The following is a 25,831-nucleotide window of genomic DNA, read 5'->3' on the forward strand; positions in this document are numbered from 1 at the left end:
GCATTATTTTCTATTAAACTTCAATCTCATCAACGGAATAAATATGAGTACAAAAATAACTTCTCTTGCAGCCATTTACCCAGCAATAATGTGTGGCGGTAGTGGTACACGCCTTTGGCCACTTTCTCGTGCGCTTTACCCTAAGCAATTTCTGCCCCTAGTAAACGATACCAGCATGCTACAAGATACCTTGTTGCGCTTGCCTAAAAATAGCTGTGATCCTGTCTTCATTTGTAATGAAGAACATCGATTTTTAGTAGCTGAGCAAGTCAGGCAATTATCACAAAGCCAAGGTACTATTTTACTTGAACCAGAAGGGCGAAATACTGCCCCTGCTGTAGCCTTAGCAGCTATTCATGCCTTAGAAAAAGATAAAGATGCCTTATTGCTGGTATTAGCCGCCGATCATGTTATTCAAGACAAGGTCGCTTTTCATCAAGCGGTTGAGCAAGCAACTATTGCAGCACAGCAAGGTAAGTTAGTTACCTTTGGTATTGTACCGACGCATGCTGAAACAGGTTACGGTTATATTAAAAAAGGGGCTGAGCAAAGTTCAGGTGTTTTTGATGTTGCACAATTTGTCGAAAAACCTAATCAGGATATAGCTGATGAGTATTTAGCCTCAGGTGAATACTTATGGAATAGCGGCATGTTTTTGTTTAAAGCCTCACGTTATTTGGAGGAATTAGCTAAGTATCGTGCAGATATTTTAGAAAACTGTCAAAAAGCCATGGCAAATGTTGAGCTAGATTTAGACTTCTTACGTCCTGATAAGGATGCTTTTCTTGCTTGTGCCAGTGAATCCATTGATTATGCCGTGATGGAGAAAACTGATGCTGCCGTAGTTATTCCTCTTGATGCCGGTTGGAGTGATGTCGGCTCTTATTCTGCCTTATGGGAAGTTTGTCCTAAAGATGACGATAATAATGTCCTTAAAGGCGATGTTATTGCACAGACCACCACTAATAGTTATATCCATAGTCAAAACAAGCTTATTGCTACCATAGGTGTTGATAATTTAGTGATAATCGATACACCTGATGCTATTTTGGTTGCCAATAAAGATAAAGTACAAGAAGTTAAAAAAATTGTTGAACAACTGAAAAAAGAGCAACGTTCTGAAGCGGTTATTCACCGAGAAGTTTATCGCCCTTGGGGTAAATACGATAGCGTTGATAGTGGTGAGCGTTTTCAAGTAAAACGTATTACGGTAAAACCTGGCGCTAAGTTATCGGTGCAAATGCATCATCATAGAGCTGAGCATTGGATTATTGTTTCGGGCACCGCAAAAGTAACCATAGATGATAAAACAGTGCTATTAACAGAGAATCAATCGGCGTATATCCCCGTTGGTGCTGTGCATGCATTAGAAAATCCTGGAATATTACCGTTAGAAATGATTGAAGTGCAATCGGGTAGCTATTTAGGCGAAGATGACATCGTTCGTTTTGAAGATAGGTATGGTCGAGTTTAGTCAAACTAATGGTGCGTCATATAAATTTATATGACTATGTAGTTAACTCAGGAACTCTTTGTAAACAATTTCGGTTTACATATTGTAAACCGAAATTAGGTGCGTTATAGTTTGCATATTGTAAACTTAGTAAGAATTTTAATGCACGTTATTTCAAAAAAACCGTTTAAAGATGCTGCGAATAAATACCCAAAATATGCAAAGGCAATAATGCAAGCTTATGATCTATTAAGGAAGGTGGAATGCAAGACACCAGAAGATTTAAAAGCTTATTTTAGTAGTTTAGATAACTTCAAATATAAAGATAAATGGTACGTGATCGATATTTCAGGTAATAACATTCGATTGATGGCATTCATTGAATTTAGGGCTGGGAAGATGTTTGTTAAGCATGTTGTTAACCACCCGGATTACGATAAATTATGTGAAAAATATGCAAGAGGTGATTTATGAATTTACAACGTATTGAGCAGGGATTAAGCCACATTGCAGCAGAAGCGAGTTTCATTTTAAGGATTAACAACGAAGTTGAGCATGCTAAAGCATTAGAGCTAATGGAGCAGCTTATTGAAGATTATGATCAGCATGAGCCGTTGATTGATATGTTATGTATTAGCATTGATAAATATGAAGATTCAGCCGAAGAATTTAAAGGATTTAATGATAGATTGAAGCAACTTAATTCAGGCGTTGCGGCTTTATCGGTTTTAATGGATCAGCACAAACTTAATACGACTGATTTTGAAAATGAAATCGGTAAAAAAAGTCTTGTTTCTCTGATATTAAATGAAAAACGTCCATTGAATCTTAATCATATTCGTAAGTTATCAGAACGTTTTAACGTTCCTCCACAAACTTTCATCTAAGGGGAAATAGCCCTTTTGCAAATATCCAATAATAAGGAAATGAAATCATGGATTATTGAACATGGCCTAAAAGCGGCTCTACAGGGCTATTTATCATTGCCGTAGGCATAACTATTGCTATTCTCATGCATCGCGATCACCTAATACCGCTTTCTCAGCGTAACTAAAACTAACAGTAAATATCGCAAAGACCCAATAAGCAACTTACTAGCTCACTGCTATCAAGTTGTTGCGGCCGACTCACTATCGATCCTTATACCAATCTCACTAACTATGTGATCATTTCTACTTGCTAAAATGACCAACTACTTCGTTATTTATTTAATAATTAGAACAACTAGTTATTAAAGTAAATGCCTTGTATTTGGCAATTCTTTCTACGTATAAAATAGATCACCTAATGAATGGAACTGGTATTACATGAAAAGGTTTGGACGGCGAGCACGTAAAAAACCTCTTTAAATATCTAATGCTAAAATACTTAGATTTCAGTGGTCAAACATTCACTATTCATACTATTAATTGAATTACTTAGGTTATTAATAATAATCTTTGATTTTAGAAAGAAAAATACAAAAATAATCACATATATTTGAATTCAATATTGTCATCAAAGATATTTTAGATTACTCTAATATTTAATGACAGAAACATGATTTTCTTGGAGTTCATAGTGAAGCAAAATATAGCGTCAGCAGTTAATGCACTGGACACCGTTAAAAGTATGCTCAAAGACATTGCAGCAGACATGGATAAATCAAAAGAATTATTTACGCTGTCTGAGTTAGGTGAGTATGTAGATCGCTTTTGTATCGATAATAGCATAAAGAAAAGCGATATCTGTCTGCTGGCCAATATCTCCTCAACGACACTGACAAGTGCACTTAAAAAACCTGAAAAAGCGTCTATGACCACAATTGTATCAATCGGTGCGGTTGTTGGCTTTGAATTATTTATAGGACGTAAAAATGTCTAAACCAAGCCGCGAAGGATATATTTATTGTAATGGCTCTTTTGCTGGCGTGTTGCAAGAATTTAACGATTTAAAAACAGTGAGCTACCTTTTCAAATATGATGCGGCTTATCTAAAAAATGGCGCACCAATTGGGCACCACTTGCCATTAAGCGAGCAACCCTTTGCGTTTGATGCTTTCCCTACTTTTTTTGCCAACCTCATTTCTGAGGGATGGTTACGCACTCATCAGGCAAAAAAAGCCAGACTCGATATAACAGACTCATTTGGCTTGCTCTTGGCGAACGGTAAAGAGTTGATTGGTGCCATTTCTGTATTAACAAGCAGAACAGAGGAGCAAGTATGAACTTGGGATGCAAAGGCAGTTTAAAACTTACCCTTGAAAAAAATCTCCAACAAGGCTTTTCAACTGCACACCTTAAGTCTATGTACGGGTTAACGAAGCCAGTAACCGTAAAAGGTACGTCGGAGTCGTTTAACGACATGGTGATAGACCATACACAAGGGATGTCGATCTCAGGTGTGCAACGCAAAATGTTCATGACCCTTGAAAAAGGAATTTTAGTGCCGAGCAATCAAGGCGAGTATATTGTAAAACCCACACCTAAAGATTTTTCACAATTATCTGAAAATGAACATGCCATCATGAAGATAGCAGCAAGGCTTGGTTTTAAGGTTGCTAAATGCTCTATTGCCCCCTTTGAAGATGGTGAGCTGGTCTATGTCACTAAACGATTCGATTTAACCAGTAAGAAAGGCGTAAAGATATTTGTAGAAGATGGCGCCAGTATTTGTGATGTACACCCTATGAATAAAGGCAGTGATGCGCTTTCGTACGAAAGGTGTATAAAAACAATGGTTGATGCCTGTGGCGGGGCAATTGCACTCTCGGTATATGCAACAAGGTTGGTACTCTTTTCTTATATTGTTGGCAATAATGACTTGCACCTGAAAAACTTTTCACTGCAACGAAAACCAACCAGTAAATCGCCTATGATGGATGGTTTTACGCCTTTATATGATGTGTTAAGTGTGGCTCCGTACCCTAAATATGACACAGAATACCTTTCATTATCGCTGTTAGAATCTGAAACTGATGGTGTATTCAGCTCCCGTTATGAAATATACAGCGACTATACCAAACATGACTTTATCTTATTGTTAACCTCGTTAGGAGTAGATTCAATTATTGCAGAGCAGGTGATTTTAGATTTTGTAGCTAGGATCAGAAAAGTATCCCCTAACGTGTTAACACTTTCAAGCCTAAGTGGTGACATGCAGGACACCATTATGAATCGTATCATCGAGCGGTGTAAGGTAATGGAAAGAAAAATAATTGAGTAGGCAGAGATCTAAAGTAGAGAGAGTATGTAGATTTACCATAGCGGTGACTAGAATATAAAGACTTTCTGTTCTAGTCACTACGCTTTACGGTTTAACCTACCTGCACATAATTATCACCACAAGAAAAAGCAATCAAGCGGCTCAGTTGCGTTAAGCTATAGCCGCTTTCACTTTGTAATTTATTAAAGTGTGCTTGTATAGCGGTTAAGCTTTTTTTACTTTGTAAACCACCATCAATAATTTCTTGGGCTCTTAAATAAGCTTCAACATCGCTACTTAAAATAAAAGTATCTTTACCTAATAAGCGCAAGGCATAAGGACCGGTATTACCGCCTAAGCGTTGACCGTGCTTTTTCAGGTAAGCCCATAAACCAATAATGTCGGTACTTGGCCAGTCGTTGATAAACTGAGCAAAACTGGTATTTGTATCAATGTGGTGATCGAACATCATTTGTGCGTTGGCTTGAATGGTTTTAACTTTATTAAAGTTACGAATTATTTTAGGATCAGCCGCTTTTCGTTCCCACATTTCTTCTGGCATCATCATTATTTTTTCTAGGTTGAAATTGAAAAAATGTTCTTCAAAGTCAGGCCATTTTTTTTCGACCACCCGCCAGACAAAACCTGATTTGAAAATTTGTTTGGTAAAAGCGGCAAGGATACGGTCATCGCTTAACTCGGCGATACTTTGTTGTGCTGCGGTATCATCGAGCAACTTTTTACCAAGGATTTTTTTCCCTAATAAAGTTTTAAGTGCCGGAACACCACCTTTTCGTTCGGCAGCGCGTTTAAATAATGATTTAAATGATTCGTGAGTCATAGTTTCTTAATTAAAATGAGTAGTTTTCTGCCATTGCAAAGATAAGTAAGCGCGAACAAGTTCCCGCCTACGAGTGAATGTCGTAGGCGGGATTTTAATCGCGCATGGTTTGGATTTCAATCATGCATGGGTCTCCAACAAAACACTTCGGAGATGACGAATTTTATGCCACAAATACTGGCTCTAGGTCTTTATTACGCTTCAATACCACAATGACGTAACAAGGCATCAATCTCAGGTGCTCGACCGCGGAACTTTTGGAATAATGCACTAGGCTCTTCACTGCCACCTTTCTCGAGGATATTCGTTAAGAATGACTGGCCGGTTTGCTCATTGAAGATACCTTGCTCTTCAAATAAGCTAAAGGCATCAGCGGATAATACTTCTGCCCACTTGTAGCTGTAATAGCCGGCGGAATAACCACCACCAAAGATATGGCTAAAGCCATGTTGGAAACGATTAAATTCAGGTGCTTGTACTACCGAATATTGGCTTCTAACACTGTTGAGGGTTTGTTGAATGTGTTGTTCATTGTTCGGTGCTTTGGCGTCATAACTTTCATGCATAGTAAAATCGAAGATACTAAACTCGAGTTGACGTAACATTTGCATAGCCGATTGGAAATTTTTGGCGGCTAACATTTTATCTAACATTTCCTGAGGTAATGCCTCGCCACTTTCATAATGGCCAGAAATAAAGGCTAGTGCTTCGGGTTGCCAGCACCAGTTTTCTAAAAATTGGCTCGGCAACTCAACCGCATCCCAAGGCACACCATTAATACCGGCAACACTGCTGGCATTTATTTGGCTTAACATATGGTGAAGACCGTGACCAAACTCGTGGAATAGGGTAACTACTTCATCATGAGTAAATAACGCCGGCTTATCACCGACAGGACCATTAAAGTTACAGGTTAAATAGGCAACCGGATATTGAATCGAACCATCAGCTTTCTGGCTGCGACCAACACAGTCATCCATCCAAGCGCCACCGCGTTTTTTCTCGCGCGCATACAGATCTAAATAAAAGCTACCACGTTTTTCTCCGGCTTTATCAAATACATCATAGAAGTTAACATCGTCATGCCAGACATCAACACCCGCTCGGTGTTTGATCGTTAGGCCAAATAATTTATGCACTACGGCAAATAAACCCGAGACAACTTTATCTTTCGGGAAGTATGGCCGTAATTGCTCGTCTGAAATGGCATAGCGACTTTGTTTTAATTTCTCGCTGTAATAAGGCAAATCCCAAGCCTGTAAGTTATCTTGCTTAAATTCACTGGCAGCAAAGTCGCTTAGTTCTTTAAAATCTTGCTTACCTTGCTGTTGTGATTTAAGGGCTAAGTTCTCCAGGAAGGCCATCACTTCACTGGTAGATTTTGCCATTTTTGTTGCCAATGAGTGTTGGGCATAGTTGTCAAAATCGAGCAAAGTCGCTAGCTCATGTCTCAAGCTTAGTAATTCATTCATAATGCTGCTGTTATCAAACTCACCGGCGTTAGGACCTTGATCTGAGGCACGGGTAACAAAGGCAGTATAAAGCTGTTCACGTAAGTCAGTATTATCACAATACATCATCACTGGTAGGTAGCTTGGAATATCTAGGGTGAAACTGTAACCGGTTTTATCTTTACTTTTAGCTAACTCTTGCGCTGCTGCTAAGGCGCTTTCAGGTAAGCCGGTTAGCTGCGCTTTATTTTCAATGGTTATGCTAAAAGCCTGGGTGGCGTCGAGTACGTTATTGCTAAAACTTGAACTGAGTTCAGATAAACGCGTCTTTATTTCACCATAACGTTTTTTATCTTTATCATTTAGCGCTATGCCCGATAATTTAAAGTCGCGCAGAGCATTGGTGATTACTTTTTTCTGGGCGGTATCTAGCTGTTTAAAATGCTGACTGTTTTTAACGCTAAGGTAGGCTTGATATAAACCTTCATGTTGACCAACAAAAGTACCATATGCAGATAAAAGTGGCAGACAAGACTCATAAGCTGCACGCAATTCATCACTACTCACCACTGAGTTCATATGGGAAACCGGTGACCATAACTTAGCTAACACATCGTCTACCTCATCAATGGGCAACACTAGGTTTTGCCAGGTAAATAGCTCATTGTCAGCGAGAACCTGCTCGATAACTTTTTTACAATCGTTAATGGCTTGTTCTACAGCAGGTTTTACGTGCTCAGGTTTTATTTTTGCAAAGGCAGGCAGTTCGCTAGATACTAATAATGGATTGGTCATGATACTTAAAAATTAGTTTATGTTATTAGTGATGTAAGACTGAGGGAGGCTTTATTCAAGGCAATTGCAGCAATAGTTATAAAATATTTATTACTCGATTACCTCTTGTTATCATTTTATTTTATTGAGTAAGTTAACTTGTTGTTAACAGCCGCTTTTTAGTTAACTTTTCATTTGCACAAAAACACAAAGACGTTATAGTTTGTAGCATCGTTGGGTTTTTTTGGTTAAGTTTGTTGTTGAGTGATTATGTTTAAGAAGTTACTTATTACCCTGTTATTAATATTAAGTGTATTACTTACCATTTTCATGGTGCCAACCAGTTATGCCGCAATAAAAAATCTCTCCTTAGACCACCTATCTGTTGATGATGGTTTATCACAGGGTAGTATTCATGCAATTATCCAAGATAAAACCGGTTTCATATGGCTAGCCACAGAAAATGGCGTCAATATCTATGATGGTAATAAAGTTAGGCAATTGCCTGGGCCAAATAATAGTTTTGAAGATGTTGCTATCTATACGTTACTTGAAGATAAAAATGGTTTGATTTGGTTAAATGTTGATGGTCGAAAACTTTATAGCTATAACCCTAAAACTAATATCTATCGGCATATACCAATAAAAAGCTCGTCCAATTCAAACTATTATATTGCCGATCTGCTTAACAGTAATGACAATAAAATATGGCTATTAACCTCTAAAACACTCGGGTTTTATAATCAAGTTACCAATGAATACCAGCAAGTAATAGACTTGGCAACAGAATTAGCCGGTGACCTTGCATTATTTAAAATGTCATTGCATGATGGTGTGATGTATATAGGCTCAAAGATAGGCATTTTTGCCTATAACATTGAGAAAAATCACTGGAAAAAATTACCTCAAATACCCGCTGATATCACTGCACAGTCGAACACTGAAGAGCTCAACAAAATATATACCGTACACGCGGATATTAATCAGACCTTATACCTAGGCTCTAACGATGGATTTTTTGCTATCAATGTCACTGATATTAAAGCATATATTACCGGCGAATCATCATTACCTAACTACCAACGACTTATTGAAAATATGGCGGCATGGCAAACATTGTCTGATGGCAATACTCTTTATATAGCTGCTGATAAAGGTTTGTATTCGATCAATACAGTCGATAATAGCAGTGAATTTTTGTTTGGTTTTAGTGATTATTTTGACAATATCAGTGATGACAACATACCAACCTTGATTAAAGATAATCAAGGTGTTTTTTGGTTAGGTTCAAGGGCTATGGGTGCCTATCAATGGAATCCCAGAAGAGAATTAGTTAAAAATTACGGTTATAAAAAAAATAATGCAGCTAGTTTAAGTTATAACGAAGTTTGGCATACTTTACCTGATGACTTAAATGATGATTTTCTCTGGGTTGCAACGTCTAATGGTTTGAATCTAATTGATTTGGCAAAACAGCGTGTTACCCGATACTTAGTGAATAATGACTCTAAAAGTATATACACCAAAAGTCATATTTATAGCCTGTTAGCTTTGACAGCTGAGCAACTACTTATTTCTACTGCTAAAGGTGTGTATTTATTTGATAAAAAGCAAGGGATAGAATTAGCATTACCCTTTAATAATGAAATTAATCAACTGCTTGCAGTGGAGCAGTATGACATATTAAAAGAAGACGAATTTATTTGGTTAGTAAATGAAAAAGGACTCTTTAAAATAAATTTAAGCACCAATGAAATAGATACTTTAAGTGAAATTTCCGAACAGTTCCCTCCTGAAAAATTATTGTCTTTATTAGGTTCCTTACCTGATAGTGATTGGTTTTTACTAACAAGCAATGATGGTTTATGGGGTTTTAATGCGAATACACGAGAGTTTGTACAGCTTTATAAGTTGTCAGGCATATTAACCGGAGAATATACCTCTATCGATAACTGGGCCATAGATAAAAATCAAATATTATGGTTGAGTTTTAGTGGTAAAGGTCTGGTTGGTTTAACCTTGCCTGACTTTAAAGAGCAATATTTCTACCATAAAGGCAATTCTATTATTGGTAATAATATTTACGGTGTAATGGCCGATGAGGCAGGAGATATCTGGTTCTCTAGCCATAATGGTTTATTTATGTTGGACTCCAATAGTCAAAATATCAGTCATTTCACCCGTAAAGATGGCCTTGGCGCAACTGAATTTAATGGTAGGGCTTATGCAAAATTACCCAATGGTCGTTTTGTCTATGGTTCAATGGAAGGTATTAGTATTTTCGAGCCGTTAAAACTAAAAAAAGTACACCATAGCGAAAACTTTAACGTCAAAGTGACCGCTGTAGCATTGTTATCCCGCAAGTTAGCCCTACCTTTGACCATTGAAGATAATGCCGTTATTAACCTTCACTATGATGATGTAGGTATTCGCATTGATTTTTCCACCTTTTCTTATGGCAATGAGAAAAACATCAGTTATAAGTATCATGTGACGGGGATAAATAATATTGACTACCCCGCAACTAGAGAAGGCCATATTACCTTTCCTAGCCTAGCATCAGGCAAACATACCTTATCTATTCAGGCTAAGTCACCCTACTCGGGAGAATATTCAACGCCCGTACATATTAACTTTAACGTCAGCTTTGCTCCTTGGCGTTCACCTTTGGCATTGGCTTTTTATTTCATGGTGTTCCTACTAATGACGCTAACTTGGTATCGTTATCGTAAAGGCCAGCAACAGTTGTTGCTTGATGCGCATGAGCAAGTTAAGTATCGAGAAAATCGTTTACAACTAGCCTTAACGGGTAGTAATAGTGAGGTTTGGGACTGGCAAGCTGATGAAAATCTAATGTTCGGTAAACGCATTGTGTTAGATTTAGGCTACAAAGAAGAAGCGTTATTTTATAGTTTTTCAAAGCATATTGCCCTTATTCATCCTGAGGATCATGATGATTTTCTTCGTAGCTGGCAATTATTTATTAGCAGCGCCAGTTTAGAGGATAACTTTTCTTGTACCTATCGTTTGAAAACAGCAGATGGTCAGTGGCTTTGGTACAAAGACTTAGGAAAAACAGTCGCGGTAGATGCTAATAATAACCCCATTAGAGTTACGGGTTCTTATACTAATATTACCAAGTCTCGTGCTAACGAAGAGCGCGCGCAATATTACGGTGATGCATTTCAGCAAACTCAAGACTGGGTATTTATTATTGATGAAAAAATATCGAAAGTAACGGCAAACAAATCAATGCGAGTTGTTTTTGATTGGCCCGAAGAAGAGTTTGATTTTAATGCGAAATTATTAGGTATTAGTCAAAAACGCCGCAGTTTCTACCATAAATTAATGCTGTCTTTAAATGAAGGTGAACATTGGCGTGGCGAGGAGTTAATCGAGACCCCTAATAAGGGCGAGTACCACGTTATTATCAATGTGACGGTAGGCCGAAACTCAGTGAGTAACGCTTTGCATTATTTGTTTGTATTAACTGATATTAGTGCACAAAAAAGTGCTGAAAATGAATTAAGGTTATTAGCAAATTATGATCATTTAACGGGATTGCCTAATCGTACTTTATTGCTTGAACGTATTAAACATGCAATAGACTTTTCCCACCGAAAAACAAAATCATTGGCACTGTTTTTTATCGATTTAGATCGCTTTAAACAAGTGAATGATTCCTTAGGGCATGATAAAGGTGATTTGTTGTTGCAAGAAATTACTAAGCGTTTAGAAGGTGTCTTACGAATAGATGATACGGTGGCACGTATTGGTGGTGATGAATTTGTTGTTCTATTGGAGAGCTTTGCTAATAATAATCAACTGGGCAGCATAGCTGAAAAAATTATTGGTGTCATTGGTAACCCCGTAGATTTAGATAAGAATATTGTCAGTGTTGGCGCCAGTATTGGTATTGCTTTATATCCTAATGATGGTCATAACTCAGACGAGCTGTTACGCCATGCTGATGTTGCTATGTATCATGCCAAGCAAGCAGGGAAAAATAACTTTAAGTTTTATACTGCACAAATGAACATTGATGCCATGGAGCGCTTAAGTAAGGAGTCGGCGTTAAAATTAGCGGTAAAAAATAAGGAGTTCATTAATCACTACCAACCAATAATTGATGCACATACCGGTAAGGCGGTAGGTGTAGAGATGTTAATGCGTTGGCAAACACCGACGGGTTTAGTGCCACCTAATGACTTTATTCCTTTATCAGAGGAGCTAAATTTAATTATCACTATGACAGAGTCTGCACTTCAACAGGCTTGTAAACATCTAAAAGAGTGGCATGCCATACGAGCAGATTTTTACGTGTCGATAAACCTTTCGGTACAACACTTTGTTGAAGCGGACATTGTTTCATATATTCGTGAATTATTGGCCGATTACCAATTGCCAGCCAAAAGTTTACGCGTTGAAATAACAGAAAGTACGTTAATTTTACAACCTGAAAATGCCATAACCACTATGCGTAAATTATCGGAACTTGGCGTGATTTTAGCGCTAGATGATTTTGGCACAGGCTTCTCGTCATTATCTTATTTAAAACAATTACCCTTAGATATCATAAAAATAGATCGCAGTTTTGTTGCTGGTATTGGCATTAATGAAGCCGATGAAGCGATTGTTGATACCACGTTAGTTTTAGCCAAAAGGCTTAACATGTACTGCATTGCTGAGGGTGTGGAAACGGTTGAGCAGTTGCACTATCTAGTTGCCAAACAATGCCATTATATACAAGGGTATTTATATAGTAAGCCAATACCGCCGGAGAAAATTATGCAAAATCTGTTGTTAAATAAAACAGAAATTATCTCTACTACTCGGGGTTTTTGAGCGTTCGATACAACTAATATCCCTAGTTAATTTACAAACGTTAGCAGCCCAGTACTGAGAGCGGCTATAAATATTATGCTTTTCTCCTTGAATAAAGTCTTTTTTGCGCCCACATCCTACTTAAGTAATACATTAACTAATTTAAATAATACACTAACTAATGAGTAATACCATGACACAACATTTTGATTACCTTGCCATTGGCGGTGGCAGTGGCGGTATAGCATCGGCTAACCGAGCAGCAAAATTAGGTAAAAAAGCAGCCGTTATCGAAGCAAAACACATTGGCGGTACCTGTGTAAATGTTGGTTGTGTGCCGAAAAAAGCCATGTGGTATGCCGGACAGATAGCCGATGCCTTAAAATATGCCAAAGATTACGGTTTCGGTCAGCAGCTAAATCAAGGTGAATCTCAGTTTGATTGGGCCAAGTTGGTTGTAAATCGCGAAGCATATATAAAACGAATTCATGCGGCCTATCAGCGTGGTTTTGATGCTAATAATGTCACTGTCATTAAAGGTTTTGCCAAGTTTATTGATAAAAACACCGTGGAAGTCAATGGTGAGTTAATCACCGCTGATCACATTACTATTGCCACTGGTGGTCGTCCTGCTATTCCTAATATCGAAGGTGCCGAGTATGGTATCGATTCCGATGGCTTTTTTGCCTTAACAGAGCAACCTAAAAGTGTTGCTGTTATTGGCGCTGGTTATATTGCCGTTGAATTAGCCGGTGTCTTTCAAGCGTTGGGCACAGAGTCTCACCTAGTGGTACGTAAAGAAAAACCATTACGTGGTTTTGATGACATGTTGAGTGATACCTTGGTTGAGCACATGGCTAAACATGGTCCTAGACTACACAATCACAGCACACCAGAGCGCATTGAAAAAATGAGTGATGGTCGTTTAGTTATTCATTTTACTAATGGTAAGTCATTAGAGCCGGTAGACACTTTAGTCTGGGCCATAGGCCGTGAGCCAGCTACCAATAATATTAACCTTGCAGCGGCCGGGGTCGAACTCGACGAGCGTGGCTTTATCATCACTGACAAATATCAAAACACTAATGTTGCCGGTATCTATGCGGTCGGAGATAACACTGGCCGTGCGCAGTTAACACCGGTAGCTGTTGCTGCGGGTCGCCGTTTATGTGAACGTTTATTCAATAATAAACCCGATGAACATCTAGATTATTCTGGCATCGCTACCGTGGTATTTAGTCATCCGGTTATAGCTACCGTCGGTTTAACTGAAGATGAGGCTATTGCTGAGTACGGTGAAGAAAATATTACCGTATATAACTCACAGTTCACCGCGCTTTATCAAGCTATTACCGAGGATTATCGTGATCCTACTCGGATGAAATTAATTTGTGCTGGCAGTGAAGAAAAAGTAGTGGGTTTGCATAGTATTGGCTTTGGTAGCGATGAATTATTACAAGGTTTTGCGGTAGCGATGAAAATGGGCGCCACCAAGGCTGATTTTGATAACACAGTTGCCATACATCCTACCAGTGCGGAAGAGTTTGTTACCTTGAATTAAGTAACAGAGCATAAAGGTAAGCTTGCTCGCCTTTATGCTGAAAATATATCCATGAGCTGAGCTATTATGGTCTTAGTGAATGCAGTTAACATTCGCTACTAAGTGGGATAACTTCTCGCCGTATTAACGGTTAAAACTGAAAATCAACTTTAAAGTTAAAAGCGCTATCCGATGAGTGATAACCAGCCCAATTGCTACTTGAATAAAGCAGTTCGGCGCCGACACCCAAGCCGTAAGTAAATCGATGTTCAATGGCTATATTCGCGCCGATACTGCTGCCGTTACTATTGAGGTTTTTGCTAACACCACTAGAGAAGTTTTTACTGCCTTTTAAAGTACCCCATTGATAAAATGGGCCGCCGTAAATAATGTTGTGTGGTGATAATTTATAACCGACAATCCAAGCAACATCGTAAATACCAGTGTTATGCTGCCAAGAGCTATCATCATCATAAGTATAGCCATAGTCACTTTCTATCCCAGTAGTACTAGTGCCCTTGGTTTTTTTCTTCTCGTAACCTAAGGTAATTGCTTGGGAAATATTACCTGTTTTTGATTGGTCACTATATTGGCCATAAAATTGATATTTAGCAGCAAAGTGTAATACCGAGCCTGCGCCATCATTTACGGATAACGCTAATCCAGGTATTGTGGTGATACTAGCACGTACAAAACCCGTGCCTTCATTACCATAGTCACCCTCAGCAATTTTTTCTATCATTAAGTATTTTCGATTGCCATTACTCCAAGCAAGGTTTACTTGTAATGGTTTACTGCTCACCTCAGGGTTATCTAAACGTGTATTAGATAAAGATACATACACACCACCATTAGAACAGCCAGCTAAAAATAGCACCATTAACAGTGTCATAGCTGTATTAATCCTAATCATAAAACCTCCTTTTAAACTGAGCCTAAGTGAAGAGAATTGGCGCAGGGTATTTATTTTAACGTGGCTAAGTTAACAATTATTTAACATGTTATCAAGTCAAATAATTCTTATTTAAGATAAAATAAAGCTGTTGATTTTATACCATAAAAGCCAGTTAATCTTGCTTAAGAAAAAGCCCCTAATACTTATTTGAACATAGGTATTAGGGGCTTTTGTATCTCTAACGGTTTTTACTTAAAGCTAGTTTACTCAACAGTAATGGTTATCTTTTTAGAAACAACCGCGGGTTTATGAGGGATATGGTGATGGTCGCCTAAAATCAGCTGTAGCGTATGTTTGCCTTTAGGTAAAGTTAAAGTCGTTTGTGTTTGTCCGCCACCGAAGTGTTTCACGTCACCACCCATAGGCATATCAAAGGCTGGCAGCGAGTCTTTATCGATTAATAAGTGATGATGACCGGTGTTTTTTTTCTCCATACCCGCTGGCGCCACGCCCATATCTTTTAAACCAAATTTCACCGTAAAGGTAGCTGACACTGTGGCACCATCGCTTGGTGAAATAATATAAACATTAGCACTCGCCGGAGCAACAGATTGCGGCATACTACTAGCGTTAGCTAGTTCAGCGACTAATAGCGCAGGACTTAAAGCCAAAGTTAACAGTGATAATTGCACAAGTTTTTTCATAATATAATTCGCTTATTTAAAGTAAATAGTTTCAATTGATTATTTTAATTGATTTTTATAGGGTTGTGATAAAAATAGCGCTACTCAATACACCAGTCAATAGTTATAACAATTTTATACAATTATCGGCCACTTGTGCGGAATTGTTTTTCCTAAGCACAGTAAGTTAACAAACTTAATGACAGTGGGATAAGCGGTAATAATGGCTATTATTAAAACGGGTAGATATTTTTCGTGGTAAAATAGTTGTTATTATTTATACAGTTTTGCTAGAATAAGCTGTTGCTAAACCGTCATTCTCCTTGTAGTGTGGATTTAATTTGTGCGTATCTTATGCTGTTATCTTGTTATTATCTTGATTGTCCTGCAATCGGTTAATGCGATCGCCGCGATTAGTATTAGCCAGAATGACGCTCAGCAAAATTCGCATTTGACTGCTCATCAAAACTCTCATTCAAATAGCCACCAAGACAGTGATCACCATAGTGCAGCCGAGCTCTTAGCTTTTCAAATACAAGCACTTGATGGTAAATCAGTGCATAGCGATGCCGATCATCCTGATTGTCATACGAATCATTGTCATCACAGTAACTTGCTCTACTTAGATTTTTCCTCGCCAGTGTATTTATCCAAGACTATTGATAAGCAAGTAAGCAATAAAACCGTACTATTTAACTCTTTACCACTCAGTCCAGACTCTCGCCCTCCCATCGTTTAATTCTTATTTATCCCAGAGCGACTAAGCTCGCCCATTTTTTAATAAGACAGAGCAAGTGGTCAATTAAGCCACTTGCCATTAAACGAGATTTATATGAATTTTTTCAAATCATTCAGCTTGCTGGCGGCTGTATTCTTGCCAGTAATTTCTCTGCAAGTGAGTGTGGCGCAAACAAATAATAGTGATAAGCATGAAAATGAAGCGCAGTTACTCAGTTTTACCGCTACGCAAATGCAAATGGCCGACATTCAAGTGGCCCAATTAATCCCACAGTATATGGATAAGCGACTTTATGCCCCAGGAGAAGTGCAAGCTAACGGCTATACCAGTTATGTTGTCTCCCCTAGGGTAGAGTCAGTGATAGTGCGCCGTCATGCCATCTTGGGTGAGTATGTTGAAAAAGGTCAAGCGTTAGTGACTTTGTTTAGTGAAGAGGTTGCCCAAGCACAAGCACTTTATCGTATTTCATCGGCTGATTGGCAACGGGCTAAAAAAGTAGGTAACTCCGTGATCAGTGAAAGTCAGTTACTGTCTGCGGAAACTAATTATATTGCTGCCTTTAGCCGTTTAAAAGCTTATGGCTTATCAAAACAAGCAATTGACGCTATTACCAAAAACACTAGCTCTGCGCTAGGTGAGTACACCTTAAAAGCCGAGCGTTCTGGTACAGTACTTTTGGATGATTTTCAGCAAGGTCAACGTGTTAGTGCTGGCGATACCATTATGGTACTCACCGATGAAAATGAACTTTGGGTTGAGGCTCGCCTTGCTGCCAATAATAGCGTGCCGCTAACGAAGGGCACTAAAGCCCAAGTTATTCTCTTAGCTAGTAAGCCGAGTGAAAATACTACTTATCAAGCTGAAGTCATTCAGCAAGCCCATACCATAGATCCCAAAACCCGTACTCGAATTGTGCGCTTGAAAGTAAAAAATACCAATCACCAATTACACCCGGGTTTGTTTGTTGATGTATATTTCTCGCAGCTAAGCAAAAATCCTGTGCTTGTGGTACCTGAAAGCGCCTTACTAAGAGGCGCTGACGGTGATTGGTACCTATACCTAAAACAAGAGCACAGTAAACAAGAGTACCTAAAACAAGAGCACAGTAAACAAGAAAATTCTCATCAAGGTGATCAACACCAACATGAAGAAGCTCTTGAGCATGGTGAAGCACATGAGCAAGTGCTTTCCGTTAGTCTTAGCGGGGAACTTGTCCATGACGCTGTACTTGAACACCAACAAGAGCAGCAAGAGCCAACAACTTTTATCGCCCAAGAAGTCGAACTCGGTGCGGTATATCGAGTGTTTTCTGAAAAAACTCAGCAGTGGTTAAGCTGGCGCGAAATAACGGGTGTCGAAGCCAATAGTTATTTTGCCATCACAGGCGCGTTTTTTATTGCCTCACAAGGCGCTAAAAGCGGCTTTGATGCCCATAACCACTAATTTTTTGGAGTTTTTTCATGTTAAATCGTTTAATTGATTGGGCTATCAGCAATAAATTGCTGGTGGTCATTGCTTTATTCAGCCTTCTTATTAGCAGTGTCATGGTGCTGCCAAAACTTAACCTTGATGCGTTTCCCGATGTCACTAATGTGCAAGTGGTCATTAATACGGAAGCGCCGGGTCTAGCCGCGGAAGAAGTTGAGCAACTCATTACTTTTCCAATAGAAGCGGTAATGTATGCCTTACCTGATGTCGAACAAGTACGCTCTATTTCTAAAACTGGCTTGTCTAGCATAACGGTGGTTTTTAAAGACGCTACGGATATTTATTTTGCTCGGCAGCTGGTTTTTGAACGCTTACAAGCCGCTAAGGAACTTATTCCCCAAGGTATTGGTACGCCTGAAATAGGACCAAACACCTCAGGTTTAGGGCAGATTTATCAGTATTTACTCACCACAGAAGAAGGTGTGGATATAGATATTATGGCGTTGCGCAGCTTAAATGATTGGTTGGTTAAGTTGATGTTAATGCCTATTGATGGTGTTACTGAAGTGCTGTCCTTTGGCGGTGAAGTAAAACAATATCAGGTTAATATTGAGCCGAATAAACTATTAGCTTATCAGTTGAATCAGCAACAAGTGATAGAGGCTATCGAAAATAACAACCAGAATGCTGGCGGTTGGTATCTAAATCGAGGCCAAGAGCAGTTAGTTATCAGAGGTATGGGTTGGTTAACCTCGGGAGAAAATACCTTAGAGGAAATTGCCCAAGTGCCAATTAAAACTATTGATGGCGTGGTCGTTACCGTTGGTGATGTCGCTACGGTGAGCATAGGCAGTGAAATTCGTCAAGGGGCGGTCACTATGTCTAGCCGTGATGCACAAGGACAAATTAAAAGTGCTGGTGAAGTAGTTACCGGTATTGTCTTAAAACGTATGGGCGCTAATACCAAAACCACTATAGATGGTATTAATGCTCGAGCGGTGATGATTAATCAAGCTTTACCTGAGGGGGTAAAATTTGTTGTGCTCTATGATCAAGCCGATTTAATCCAACAAGCAGTGACTACCGTTATTGATGCACTATTGTTGGCCTTTGTTTTGATAATCATTATTTTAGCGTTATTTCTGCTGAACTTATCAGCAACATTTTTGGTGCTGATTTCTATTCCTATTTCGATTGGCTTAGCGCTTATGGTGATGGTTTGGTTAGGCCTCTCAGCTAACCTAATGTCATTAGGTGGCTTGGCGGTAGCCATAGGTATGCTGGTTGATGGCTCGGTAGTGATGGTTGAGAATATTTTCAAAAATTTGCATCTGGCCCAAAGTAAGGCTAAGCAGAAGTTAACTCCAGAGCAGATACAAAATACCATAAGCCAAGCTGCGCGGGCTGTCGTTCGTCCTATCTTCTTTGCTACCGCGATTATACTGGTGGTCTTTATGCCATTATTTAGCTTCGAAGGTGTTGAAGCTAAGCTATTTCAGCCCATGGCTATTAGTATAATGTTAGCTATGTTGGCGGCTTTAATGGTCGCCATTATTATTGTGCCAGCATTGGCGAGTATCTTATTTAAGCGTGGTATCAAAGTCAGGGAAAGCATGGTGTTAAAACCGCTGACTGCTTTATATCGGTTTAGCTTAACTAAAGCGCTGCTGTGGAAAAAAACAATTATTGGCTTCGCACTAACCTTGATGGTTGCGGCAATAGCACTGGTGCCACAATTGGGCACTGAATTTGTCCCTGAACTCGAAGAGGGCACCATTAACTTACGGGTTACCTTAGCTCCTTCAGCCAGTTTAGCAACGGCATTAGCGGTTGCCCCTAAGTTAGAAAAAATTCTGCTTGGCTTTCCTGAAGTTACCTATGCGCTGAGTCGTATTGGCCGCCCAGAAATAGGCGGCGATCCAGAGCCGGTCAATAATATTGAAATTTATTTGGGCCTAAAGCCGGTGGCTACATGGCAAAGTGCCAGTAACCGTAAAGAGCTGCAAGATAAAATGGCGGAAAAACTTGAGCAATTCCCAGGTTTACTGTTTAATTTTTCACAACCGATAGCGACTCGTGTTGATGAATTACTCTCTGGGGTGAAAGCTCAACTGGCGATAAAGTTATTTGGCAATGATTTGGCGGTATTAGCTGAGAAGGGACAGCAAATCGTCCAGGCGGTACAAGGTGTTACTGGCACGAAAGATGTCGCCATGGAGCAAATTTCAGGGGAAGCACAGCTTGTTATTAAGCCTAAACGTCGACAATTATCTCGTTATGGTTTATCGGTTGCGGATGTGATGAATGTGGTCAGTGACGGTCTTGGTGGACGTGTGGCGGGGCAAATTATTAATGGTAATGAGCGCTATGATATCTATGTGCGTCTTGCTAGTGCATACCGACAAGATGTGGCGGCAATTAGTGACTTGCGTTTATTAGCACCTAGTGGTGCTTGGTTACGCTTAGCTGATATTGCTGACATAGCCATTGAATCTGGGCCACCACAAGTGCGTCGTGATGATGTACAAAGGCGTGTGGTTATTCAAGCTAATGTACAAGGCCGTGATATGGGCAGTGTGGTGGCTGACATTCGTCAAGCCATAGCGCAACAAGTAGAGCTACCTGGGGGATATAGTGTGCAAATTGGTGGTCAATTTGAATCACAACAACGGGCGCAGAAACGCTTAATGTTGGTAGTACCGCTGTCATTAGCCTTGATTACCCTATTGCTTTATTTTGCCTTTAATTCGGTTGGCCAAGCCTTATTGATTCTACTTAACGTACCCTTAGCCACTATAGGTGGCATTGTTGCTTTATATTTATCAGGGCAATATTTGTCGGTGCCTAGTTCAGTGGGTTTTATTACCTTATTTGGTGTCGCCGTACTGAATGGTGTGGTCATGGTGGAAAGTATTAATGCTGAGATAAAATTATTACTGGCTAAAGGTCGTGCTACCGACACACAGATAAAGAGCGCAATATTTACGGGTGCATTAGCACGCTTACGCCCGGTATTAATGACCGCGCTAACCTCACTGTTAGGTTTATTACCTATGTTAATATCTACCGGAGTGGGTGCTGAAATACAAAAACCATTGGCTACGGTTATTGTTGGCGGCTTGGTCAGTGCGACCTTGTTAACTTTGTTTGTACTGCCGGTGCTTTACCAGAAATTCTCATTAGGAAAAATAAGCCAAGTTAACTAAAACCAAGTGAACAAAAAACACCAATAAGCATGTTTTTTAAGAAAATAAAAATGAAGAATATTTTCGTAAATATTCTTCATTTTCACCATAAATATATTTATTTTTTTGCAGAAAAAAGAAAATTTAACTGGTGGATCACTTGCTAGCTACTGCCCTTACTCGCTTATGTTTTTTTGTTCTTTAAAAGTGTAACAACTCGGTAAAAAAAGTTTAAAAATGCGCTGGTAATCACGCCAAATTCTGATAATCTCTTACCTCGTTATTTCCATCAGTTGTTTTTTTGTACAACTAAAAAATAACTTAATAACAAAACTATCCACATAGTATAAAAATAAATAATCTGGCTATTAAGAGACGCTAGTACATGTGTTTATTTCAATTAAATCAAATTGTTATATTTATTTATTTTGATCTTTTTAGCGTAAATGTCTGGCTACTTTTTGTACTTGATCACAAGGTTATCCACAAGAGGATCCTTAAAGTAAACAATAAAGCCTAGCGATAAAGTGGAGCCAACGTATACCAATTCCATTAAGTTTTTTCCCATTCAGAGCTTGTCAGCGGTTTGAGAACAAATAGAATTTTTTTGTATATAGTCATTCTATATTAAGGAAATTCTGTGCAGTTATCTAATTGCTGACAAACTCCCAAAGGGCGAGTTTAAAAGGCTTACATGCAGCGTTATTGATTTTAACAAGGGAATAACCATTATCTTCAATCAATGCCTTGCCTCTAAGCCTTTTAACTCTCGCTGAATGTGAACAAACTTAATGGACTTGGTATTATGCTTTGTGGCATGCTTAGCCACCTTTAGCTTATTTTAGTCACTTCGCGTATTTTTTATGACAACTCCTGCAACCTCACCTGATGCTAATAACATGCAATCACCCCTGATATTAGTCGATGGTTCTTCGTATTTATTTCGAGCCTATCACGTGCCCTATTTACAAGCACTTTCAACCGCAGATGGCCAACCAACAGGTGCCATAACCGGTGTATTAAATATGTTAGGTAGTTTGAAAAAAGACTACCCCAATGGCAATATCATCGCTATTTTTGATGCTAAAGGTAAAACTTTCCGCAATGACATGTACCCAGAATACAAAGCCAATCGTCCACCCATGCCGGATGATTTACGCAGTCAAATCGCGCCTTTACATGAGATTATTACCGCTATGGGTCTGCCTTTATTGGTCATTCCTGGCGTTGAAGCCGATGATGTTATTGGCACCTTGGCTAAACAAGCCGATGAACTAGGTATCGAAACCGTCATTTCTACGGGTGATAAAGATATGGCACAGCTAGTTACTAAGCATGTGCGTTTAATTAATACCATGACTGATGTAGAAATGGATGAAGCGGGTGTGATGGAAAAGTTTGGTGTGCGTCCTGATCAAATAATTGATTACCTCGCCTTGATGGGCGATAAAGTAGATAACATTCCCGGCGTGGTAAAATGTGGTCCAAAAACGGCGGTTAAATGGTTGGCAGAGCATGGCACCATGGCTGAAGTTATCGCTAATGCGGATAAAGTGAAAGGAAAAATAGGCGAAAATCTACGTGATGCGTTAGAACAGCTACCTTTGTCATATAAATTAGCGACTATTAAATGTGATGTTGAATTAGCACAAACCGCAGCACAATTAGCTGCCAATGAACCCGATATTGAGGCGCTAACTGAGCTTTATCAAAAATTCGAATTAAAGCGTTTATTAGCGGGTTTAGGTAAAGGTGATAGCACTGGCAGTACCACGACTAAAGCCGGTAAAACGTCTAGCTCTGCCGGTGAACAGGTTATTGAAATCCATGCCGAGGCCGTGGCCGAAAGCCAATACGATATCATCTTAGATAAAGCCTTATTTACCGAGTGGCTTAATAAACTACAAGGGTGTGATGCTTTTGCCTTTGATACTGAAACCACCAGTGTTGATTATATGAAAGCCGAATTAGTCGGGCTATCATTTGCCATTGAAGTGGGCAAGGCCGCTTATGTGCCATTGACTCATGATTATACTGATGCACCGGAACAACTTGATATAGATTGGGTATTAGCGCAATTAAAGCCGCTATTAGAAAGTACCAAGATTAAAAAAATCGGTCAAAACCTTAAATATGATGCCAATGTGCTAAGTCATTATGATATTACGTTGCAGGGTATTGAATTTGATACCATGATTGAATCTTACTGCTACAACAGTGTTGCTACGCGTCATAATATGGATGCGCTGGCACTGAAATATCTCGATTATAAAATGGTGAAATTTGAAGATATTGCGGGTAAAGGTGCTAAACAGCTTACTTTCAATCAAATTGATGTGGAAAAAGCCGGTCACTATGCTGCCGAAGATGCCGATATCACTTTGCGGTTACATAAGGCTATTTTTCCAGCACTAGCGCAATCACCTGCGCTGCTCAGTGTTTTTAATGACATCGAGATGCCACTATTACCCGTACTGGCCCGTATGGAACAAACTGGGGTATTAATTGATAGTGATATCTTAGCGGAGCAAAGCCTGATCTTAGGGCAGCGCTTAGATGAGCTGGAAATTGAAGCACACAATTTAGCAGGTAAGAGTTTTAACTTGGCATCGCCGAAGCAATTACAACAAATTCTTTTTGAAGAGTTAAAAATTCCGGTCATCAAAAAAACGCCAAAAGGTGCACCATCTACCGCAGAAGATGTCTTGCAAGAGCTAGCACTTGATTATCCATTACCTAAAGTTATTATCGAGAATAGGGGACTAAGTAAATTAAAGTCGACCTATACCGACAAATTACCGTTAATGGTTAGTGATAAAACTGGGCGTTTGCATACTTCGTATCATCAAGCGGTTACGGCGACGGGACGTTTATCTTCAACCGATCCAAATTTACAAAATATTCCAATTCGTAGTGAGCAAGGTCGCAAAATTCGTCAAGCCTTTATTGCGCCAAAAGATCACAAAATAGTCGCGATAGATTACTCGCAAATTGAATTACGCATCATGGCGCATTTGTCCGCCGATGAAGGCTTAGTAACCGCTTTTAGCGAAGGTAAAGATATTCATCGGGCGACAGCCGCAGAAATTTTTGCGGTCGAACTTGATGAAGTCACTATCGATCAACGTCGCAGTGCCAAAGCCATTAACTTTGGTTTGATTTATGGTATGTCAGCCTTTGGTTTAGCCAAGCAATTGAATATTGGCCGTCAGCAAGCACAAGAGTATCAAGATAAGTATTTCCAACGCTACCCTGGTGTATTAATGTATATGGCAGAGACGCGCAAAAAAGCGAGTGAACAGGGTTATGTGGAAACCTTGTATGGCCGTCGTTTATATTTACCGGACATAAATGCTAAAAATGGCATACGTAAAAAAGCCGCCGAGCGTGCTGCCATCAATGCACCAATGCAAGGCACAGCTGCTGATATCATTAAAAAGGCGATGTTAGCCGTAGATGCTTGGTTACTAGAGCAAAATGATGACCGTATTAAAATGACCATGCAGGTGCACGATGAATTGATTTTTGAAATTCATCAAGATATTGTTGAACAGACCACGAAAAAACTAGTTGAATTAATGAATAATGCGGTGGTGTTAAACGTGCCATTAATTGCCGAAGCGGGCATAGGTGATAACTGGGATGAAGCCCACTAAGCTAAGAGTCTATTCAAAACAGTAAACAATAAGGCAGTTACTTATTCCACATGGAATAGCTTACTGCCTTTTTATTGCGGGTATTAAAATCCGTTTATAAATCTAAGGTACAGCCACTGCCGACCTTGATAAATCTATCGCTTTCACCACTTTGTTGAAACTCGAGTAGCGCTAAATTAACGTCAGCAAGTAATTGCGACCATTGTGGATAACTATGGCTGATGGCAAAATACAAATGGTTGTATTTTAGCGCAGGCTGAACTATTTCAATGCCATTGAGTAGTGCTTGTTTGTTACGATTTGATAAACTGGAGTAATTGATACTATAGGTAAACACCTTAGGATCGCCAATGATTAAGTCAACTCGTTTAGCGACCAGTAGTTTTACTAATTGTAATTCATCTACCGCTTCAACAATGGAAAATTGCTTTGAATCCATCACGGCATCAAACTCAGGGGTATTTTGATAGCCGCGCACCACGCCAATTATTTTACCTGTTAAATTACCTAAATTTTCTTGTAAGTCGAACGAGTAATCTGGTCTTTTCAGTAAGGATAACTCGCCACCGGAAAACTTATTTGAAAGTACCAGCAGTTCTCTACGCTTTTTACCGAGCACAATATCTGAAGGGGCTGAACTTTCAATAAAGTACTCTGGGAAGAGTATGTCCATCTGGCCCTTTTCAACCAACATTACTGACCTTGCCCAAGGATAAAAGTGGATATTTACTTGATAACCTTTACTGACAAGTATTGCCACGGTAAATTGGAAAACCCAGCCTTTATTGCAGAGCTCTTCGCTGATATAAGGTGGCCAATTTAAGGTGGCTAGATTGATTATCTTGTTAGAACTGCCATTAAATCGATAGCCTTTAGCTGTTTTTTTCCCTTGGATGGTATGCTGTAATCCATGGGTGAAATAAGTAACCGTTAACTGTTCGTTTTGAATGTCGTCTTGAATTTTAGCTGATACGACTTGGCTGAAGCTAAAGCAAATAATGACGGTAAGCGTTAAAGTGATACTTTGCCGAGTACTAAAAAGTAAAGCTAAGGCAAACGTATGCCTCTTAGCTTTTATAGATAAGAGGCTTTGTTTTTGTCTCGCTGAGAAAAATAAGTACATTAGGAAAGGCCCATTACTGAGGTGAGCTACTGCTACTGTAGCTGTTTATCACTTCT

Annotated in this window: 17 protein-coding genes; 12 read left to right on the plus strand and 5 right to left on the minus strand. The window is 39.3% G+C overall.

Going from position 1 to position 25,831, the window contains the following annotated elements; all coding sequences use genetic code 11:
- The first annotated feature begins 43 nt into the window (after window positions 1-43).
- From MTCD1_RS05735 to MTCD1_RS05760, 6 genes are all read left to right on the plus strand, one after another.
- The gene (locus tag MTCD1_RS05735) at window positions 44-1,474 is read left to right on the plus strand and encodes a mannose-1-phosphate guanylyltransferase/mannose-6-phosphate isomerase (protein ID WP_057183422.1); all 1,431 of its coding nucleotides are present in this window, start codon (window positions 44-46) and stop codon (window positions 1,472-1,474) included.
- A gap of 141 nt (window positions 1,475-1,615) precedes the next feature.
- A complete protein-coding gene (locus tag MTCD1_RS05740) occupies window positions 1,616-1,927 on the plus strand; it encodes a type II toxin-antitoxin system HigB family toxin (RefSeq protein ID WP_057183420.1) in 312 nt (103 codons plus the stop codon).
- Window positions 1,924-2,340 (plus strand): helix-turn-helix domain-containing protein, encoded by a 417-nt coding sequence (locus MTCD1_RS05745; RefSeq protein WP_057183418.1) that lies wholly within the window; start codon window positions 1,924-1,926, stop codon window positions 2,338-2,340. Before MTCD1_RS05740 ends, MTCD1_RS05745 begins: the two co-directional genes overlap by 4 nt.
- Window positions 2,341-3,013: 673 nt before the next feature.
- On the plus strand, window positions 3,014-3,316 hold the full coding sequence (locus MTCD1_RS05750; protein WP_057183416.1) for a hypothetical protein: 303 nt from the start codon (window positions 3,014-3,016) through the stop codon (window positions 3,314-3,316).
- The gene (locus MTCD1_RS05755; protein ID WP_057183414.1) at window positions 3,309-3,659 is read left to right on the plus strand and encodes a HipA N-terminal domain-containing protein; all 351 of its coding nucleotides are present in this window, start codon (window positions 3,309-3,311) and stop codon (window positions 3,657-3,659) included. The genes MTCD1_RS05750 and MTCD1_RS05755 overlap by 8 nt, the downstream gene beginning before the upstream one ends.
- A complete protein-coding gene (locus MTCD1_RS05760; protein ID WP_057183412.1) occupies window positions 3,656-4,657 on the plus strand; it encodes a HipA domain-containing protein in 1,002 nt (333 codons plus the stop codon). Before MTCD1_RS05755 ends, MTCD1_RS05760 begins: the two co-directional genes overlap by 4 nt.
- 91 nt (window positions 4,658-4,748) lie before the next feature.
- Here the strand turns inward: MTCD1_RS05760 and MTCD1_RS05765 are convergent, their stop codons facing one another.
- Both MTCD1_RS05765 and prlC read right to left on the minus strand, forming a co-directional pair.
- Window positions 4,749-5,477, minus strand: coding sequence for a DNA-3-methyladenine glycosylase I (locus MTCD1_RS05765; protein ID WP_057183410.1), 729 nt, complete (start codon window positions 5,475-5,477; stop codon window positions 4,749-4,751).
- A 194-nt stretch (window positions 5,478-5,671) separates the two neighbouring features.
- A complete protein-coding gene (prlC, locus tag MTCD1_RS05770; protein WP_057183408.1) occupies window positions 5,672-7,723 on the minus strand; it encodes an oligopeptidase A in 2,052 nt (683 codons plus the stop codon).
- A gap of 249 nt (window positions 7,724-7,972) precedes the next feature.
- Here prlC and MTCD1_RS05775 point away from each other — a divergent pair, with 249 nt between their 5' ends.
- Both MTCD1_RS05775 and gorA read left to right on the plus strand, forming a co-directional pair.
- A complete protein-coding gene (locus MTCD1_RS05775) occupies window positions 7,973-12,547 on the plus strand; it encodes an EAL domain-containing protein (protein WP_057183406.1) in 4,575 nt (1,524 codons plus the stop codon).
- A gap of 172 nt (window positions 12,548-12,719) precedes the next feature.
- Window positions 12,720-14,087, plus strand: coding sequence for a glutathione-disulfide reductase (gene gorA, locus MTCD1_RS05780; protein WP_057183597.1), 1,368 nt, complete (start codon window positions 12,720-12,722; stop codon window positions 14,085-14,087).
- Between the two features lie 130 nt (window positions 14,088-14,217).
- Here the strand turns inward: gorA and MTCD1_RS05785 are convergent, their stop codons facing one another.
- Window positions 14,218-14,979, minus strand: coding sequence for a hypothetical protein (locus tag MTCD1_RS05785; RefSeq protein ID WP_057183404.1), 762 nt, complete (start codon window positions 14,977-14,979; stop codon window positions 14,218-14,220).
- Between the two features lie 245 nt (window positions 14,980-15,224).
- Window positions 15,225-15,665 (minus strand): DUF4399 domain-containing protein, encoded by a 441-nt coding sequence (locus MTCD1_RS05790; RefSeq protein WP_057183402.1) that lies wholly within the window; start codon window positions 15,663-15,665, stop codon window positions 15,225-15,227.
- A 322-nt stretch (window positions 15,666-15,987) separates the two neighbouring features.
- Between MTCD1_RS05790 and MTCD1_RS05795 the strand changes: the two genes are divergently transcribed.
- From MTCD1_RS05795 to polA, 4 genes are all read left to right on the plus strand, one after another.
- The gene (locus MTCD1_RS05795; RefSeq protein WP_057183401.1) at window positions 15,988-16,383 is read left to right on the plus strand and encodes a hypothetical protein; all 396 of its coding nucleotides are present in this window, start codon (window positions 15,988-15,990) and stop codon (window positions 16,381-16,383) included.
- 93 nt (window positions 16,384-16,476) lie between these two features.
- On the plus strand, window positions 16,477-17,826 hold the full coding sequence (locus MTCD1_RS05800) for an efflux RND transporter periplasmic adaptor subunit (protein ID WP_057183399.1): 1,350 nt from the start codon (window positions 16,477-16,479) through the stop codon (window positions 17,824-17,826).
- A 17-nt stretch (window positions 17,827-17,843) separates the two neighbouring features.
- The gene (locus MTCD1_RS05805) at window positions 17,844-21,017 is read left to right on the plus strand and encodes an efflux RND transporter permease subunit (RefSeq protein WP_057183397.1); all 3,174 of its coding nucleotides are present in this window, start codon (window positions 17,844-17,846) and stop codon (window positions 21,015-21,017) included.
- A gap of 842 nt (window positions 21,018-21,859) precedes the next feature.
- The gene (gene polA, locus MTCD1_RS05810; RefSeq protein ID WP_082606614.1) at window positions 21,860-24,652 is read left to right on the plus strand and encodes a DNA polymerase I; all 2,793 of its coding nucleotides are present in this window, start codon (window positions 21,860-21,862) and stop codon (window positions 24,650-24,652) included.
- Between the two features lie 94 nt (window positions 24,653-24,746).
- On the opposite strand, the gene MTCD1_RS05815 is transcribed toward polA, so the two are convergent.
- The gene (locus MTCD1_RS05815; RefSeq protein ID WP_082606613.1) at window positions 24,747-25,775 is read right to left on the minus strand and encodes a substrate-binding periplasmic protein; all 1,029 of its coding nucleotides are present in this window, start codon (window positions 25,773-25,775) and stop codon (window positions 24,747-24,749) included.
- Between the last annotated feature and the right edge of the window lie 56 nt (window positions 25,776-25,831).

It is taken from the genome of Colwellia marinimaniae, from assembly GCF_002207865.1.
In the GTDB taxonomy this organism is placed as follows: domain Bacteria; phylum Pseudomonadota; class Gammaproteobacteria; order Enterobacterales; family Alteromonadaceae; genus Colwellia; species Colwellia marinimaniae.

Bases quoted from the DNA above. Each gene is read 5' to 3' on its own strand.
- MTCD1_RS05735 (WP_057183422.1), top strand. From the start codon at position 44: ATGAGTACAAAAATAACTTCTCTTGCAGCCATTTACCCAGCAATAATG.
- MTCD1_RS05740 (WP_057183420.1), top strand. From the start codon at position 1,616: ATGCACGTTATTTCAAAAAAACCGTTTAAAGATGCTGCGAATAAATAC.
- MTCD1_RS05745 (WP_057183418.1), top strand. From the start codon at position 1,924: ATGAATTTACAACGTATTGAGCAGGGATTAAGCCACATTGCAGCAGAA.
- MTCD1_RS05755 (WP_057183414.1), top strand. From the start codon at position 3,309: ATGTCTAAACCAAGCCGCGAAGGATATATTTATTGTAATGGCTCTTTT.
- MTCD1_RS05760 (WP_057183412.1), top strand. From the start codon at position 3,656: ATGAACTTGGGATGCAAAGGCAGTTTAAAACTTACCCTTGAAAAAAAT.
- MTCD1_RS05765 (WP_057183410.1), bottom strand. From the start codon at position 5,477: ATGACTCACGAATCATTTAAATCATTATTTAAACGCGCTGCCGAACGA.
- prlC (WP_057183408.1), bottom strand. From the start codon at position 7,723: ATGACCAATCCATTATTAGTATCTAGCGAACTGCCTGCCTTTGCAAAA.
- MTCD1_RS05775 (WP_057183406.1), top strand. From the start codon at position 7,973: ATGTTTAAGAAGTTACTTATTACCCTGTTATTAATATTAAGTGTATTA.
- gorA (WP_057183597.1), top strand. From the start codon at position 12,720: ATGACACAACATTTTGATTACCTTGCCATTGGCGGTGGCAGTGGCGGT.
- MTCD1_RS05785 (WP_057183404.1), bottom strand. From the start codon at position 14,979: ATGATTAGGATTAATACAGCTATGACACTGTTAATGGTGCTATTTTTA.
- MTCD1_RS05790 (WP_057183402.1), bottom strand. From the start codon at position 15,665: ATGAAAAAACTTGTGCAATTATCACTGTTAACTTTGGCTTTAAGTCCT.
- MTCD1_RS05800 (WP_057183399.1), top strand. From the start codon at position 16,477: ATGAATTTTTTCAAATCATTCAGCTTGCTGGCGGCTGTATTCTTGCCA.
- MTCD1_RS05805 (WP_057183397.1), top strand. From the start codon at position 17,844: ATGTTAAATCGTTTAATTGATTGGGCTATCAGCAATAAATTGCTGGTG.
- polA (WP_082606614.1), top strand. From the start codon at position 21,860: ATGACAACTCCTGCAACCTCACCTGATGCTAATAACATGCAATCACCC.
- MTCD1_RS05815 (WP_082606613.1), bottom strand. From the start codon at position 25,775: ATGTACTTATTTTTCTCAGCGAGACAAAAACAAAGCCTCTTATCTATA.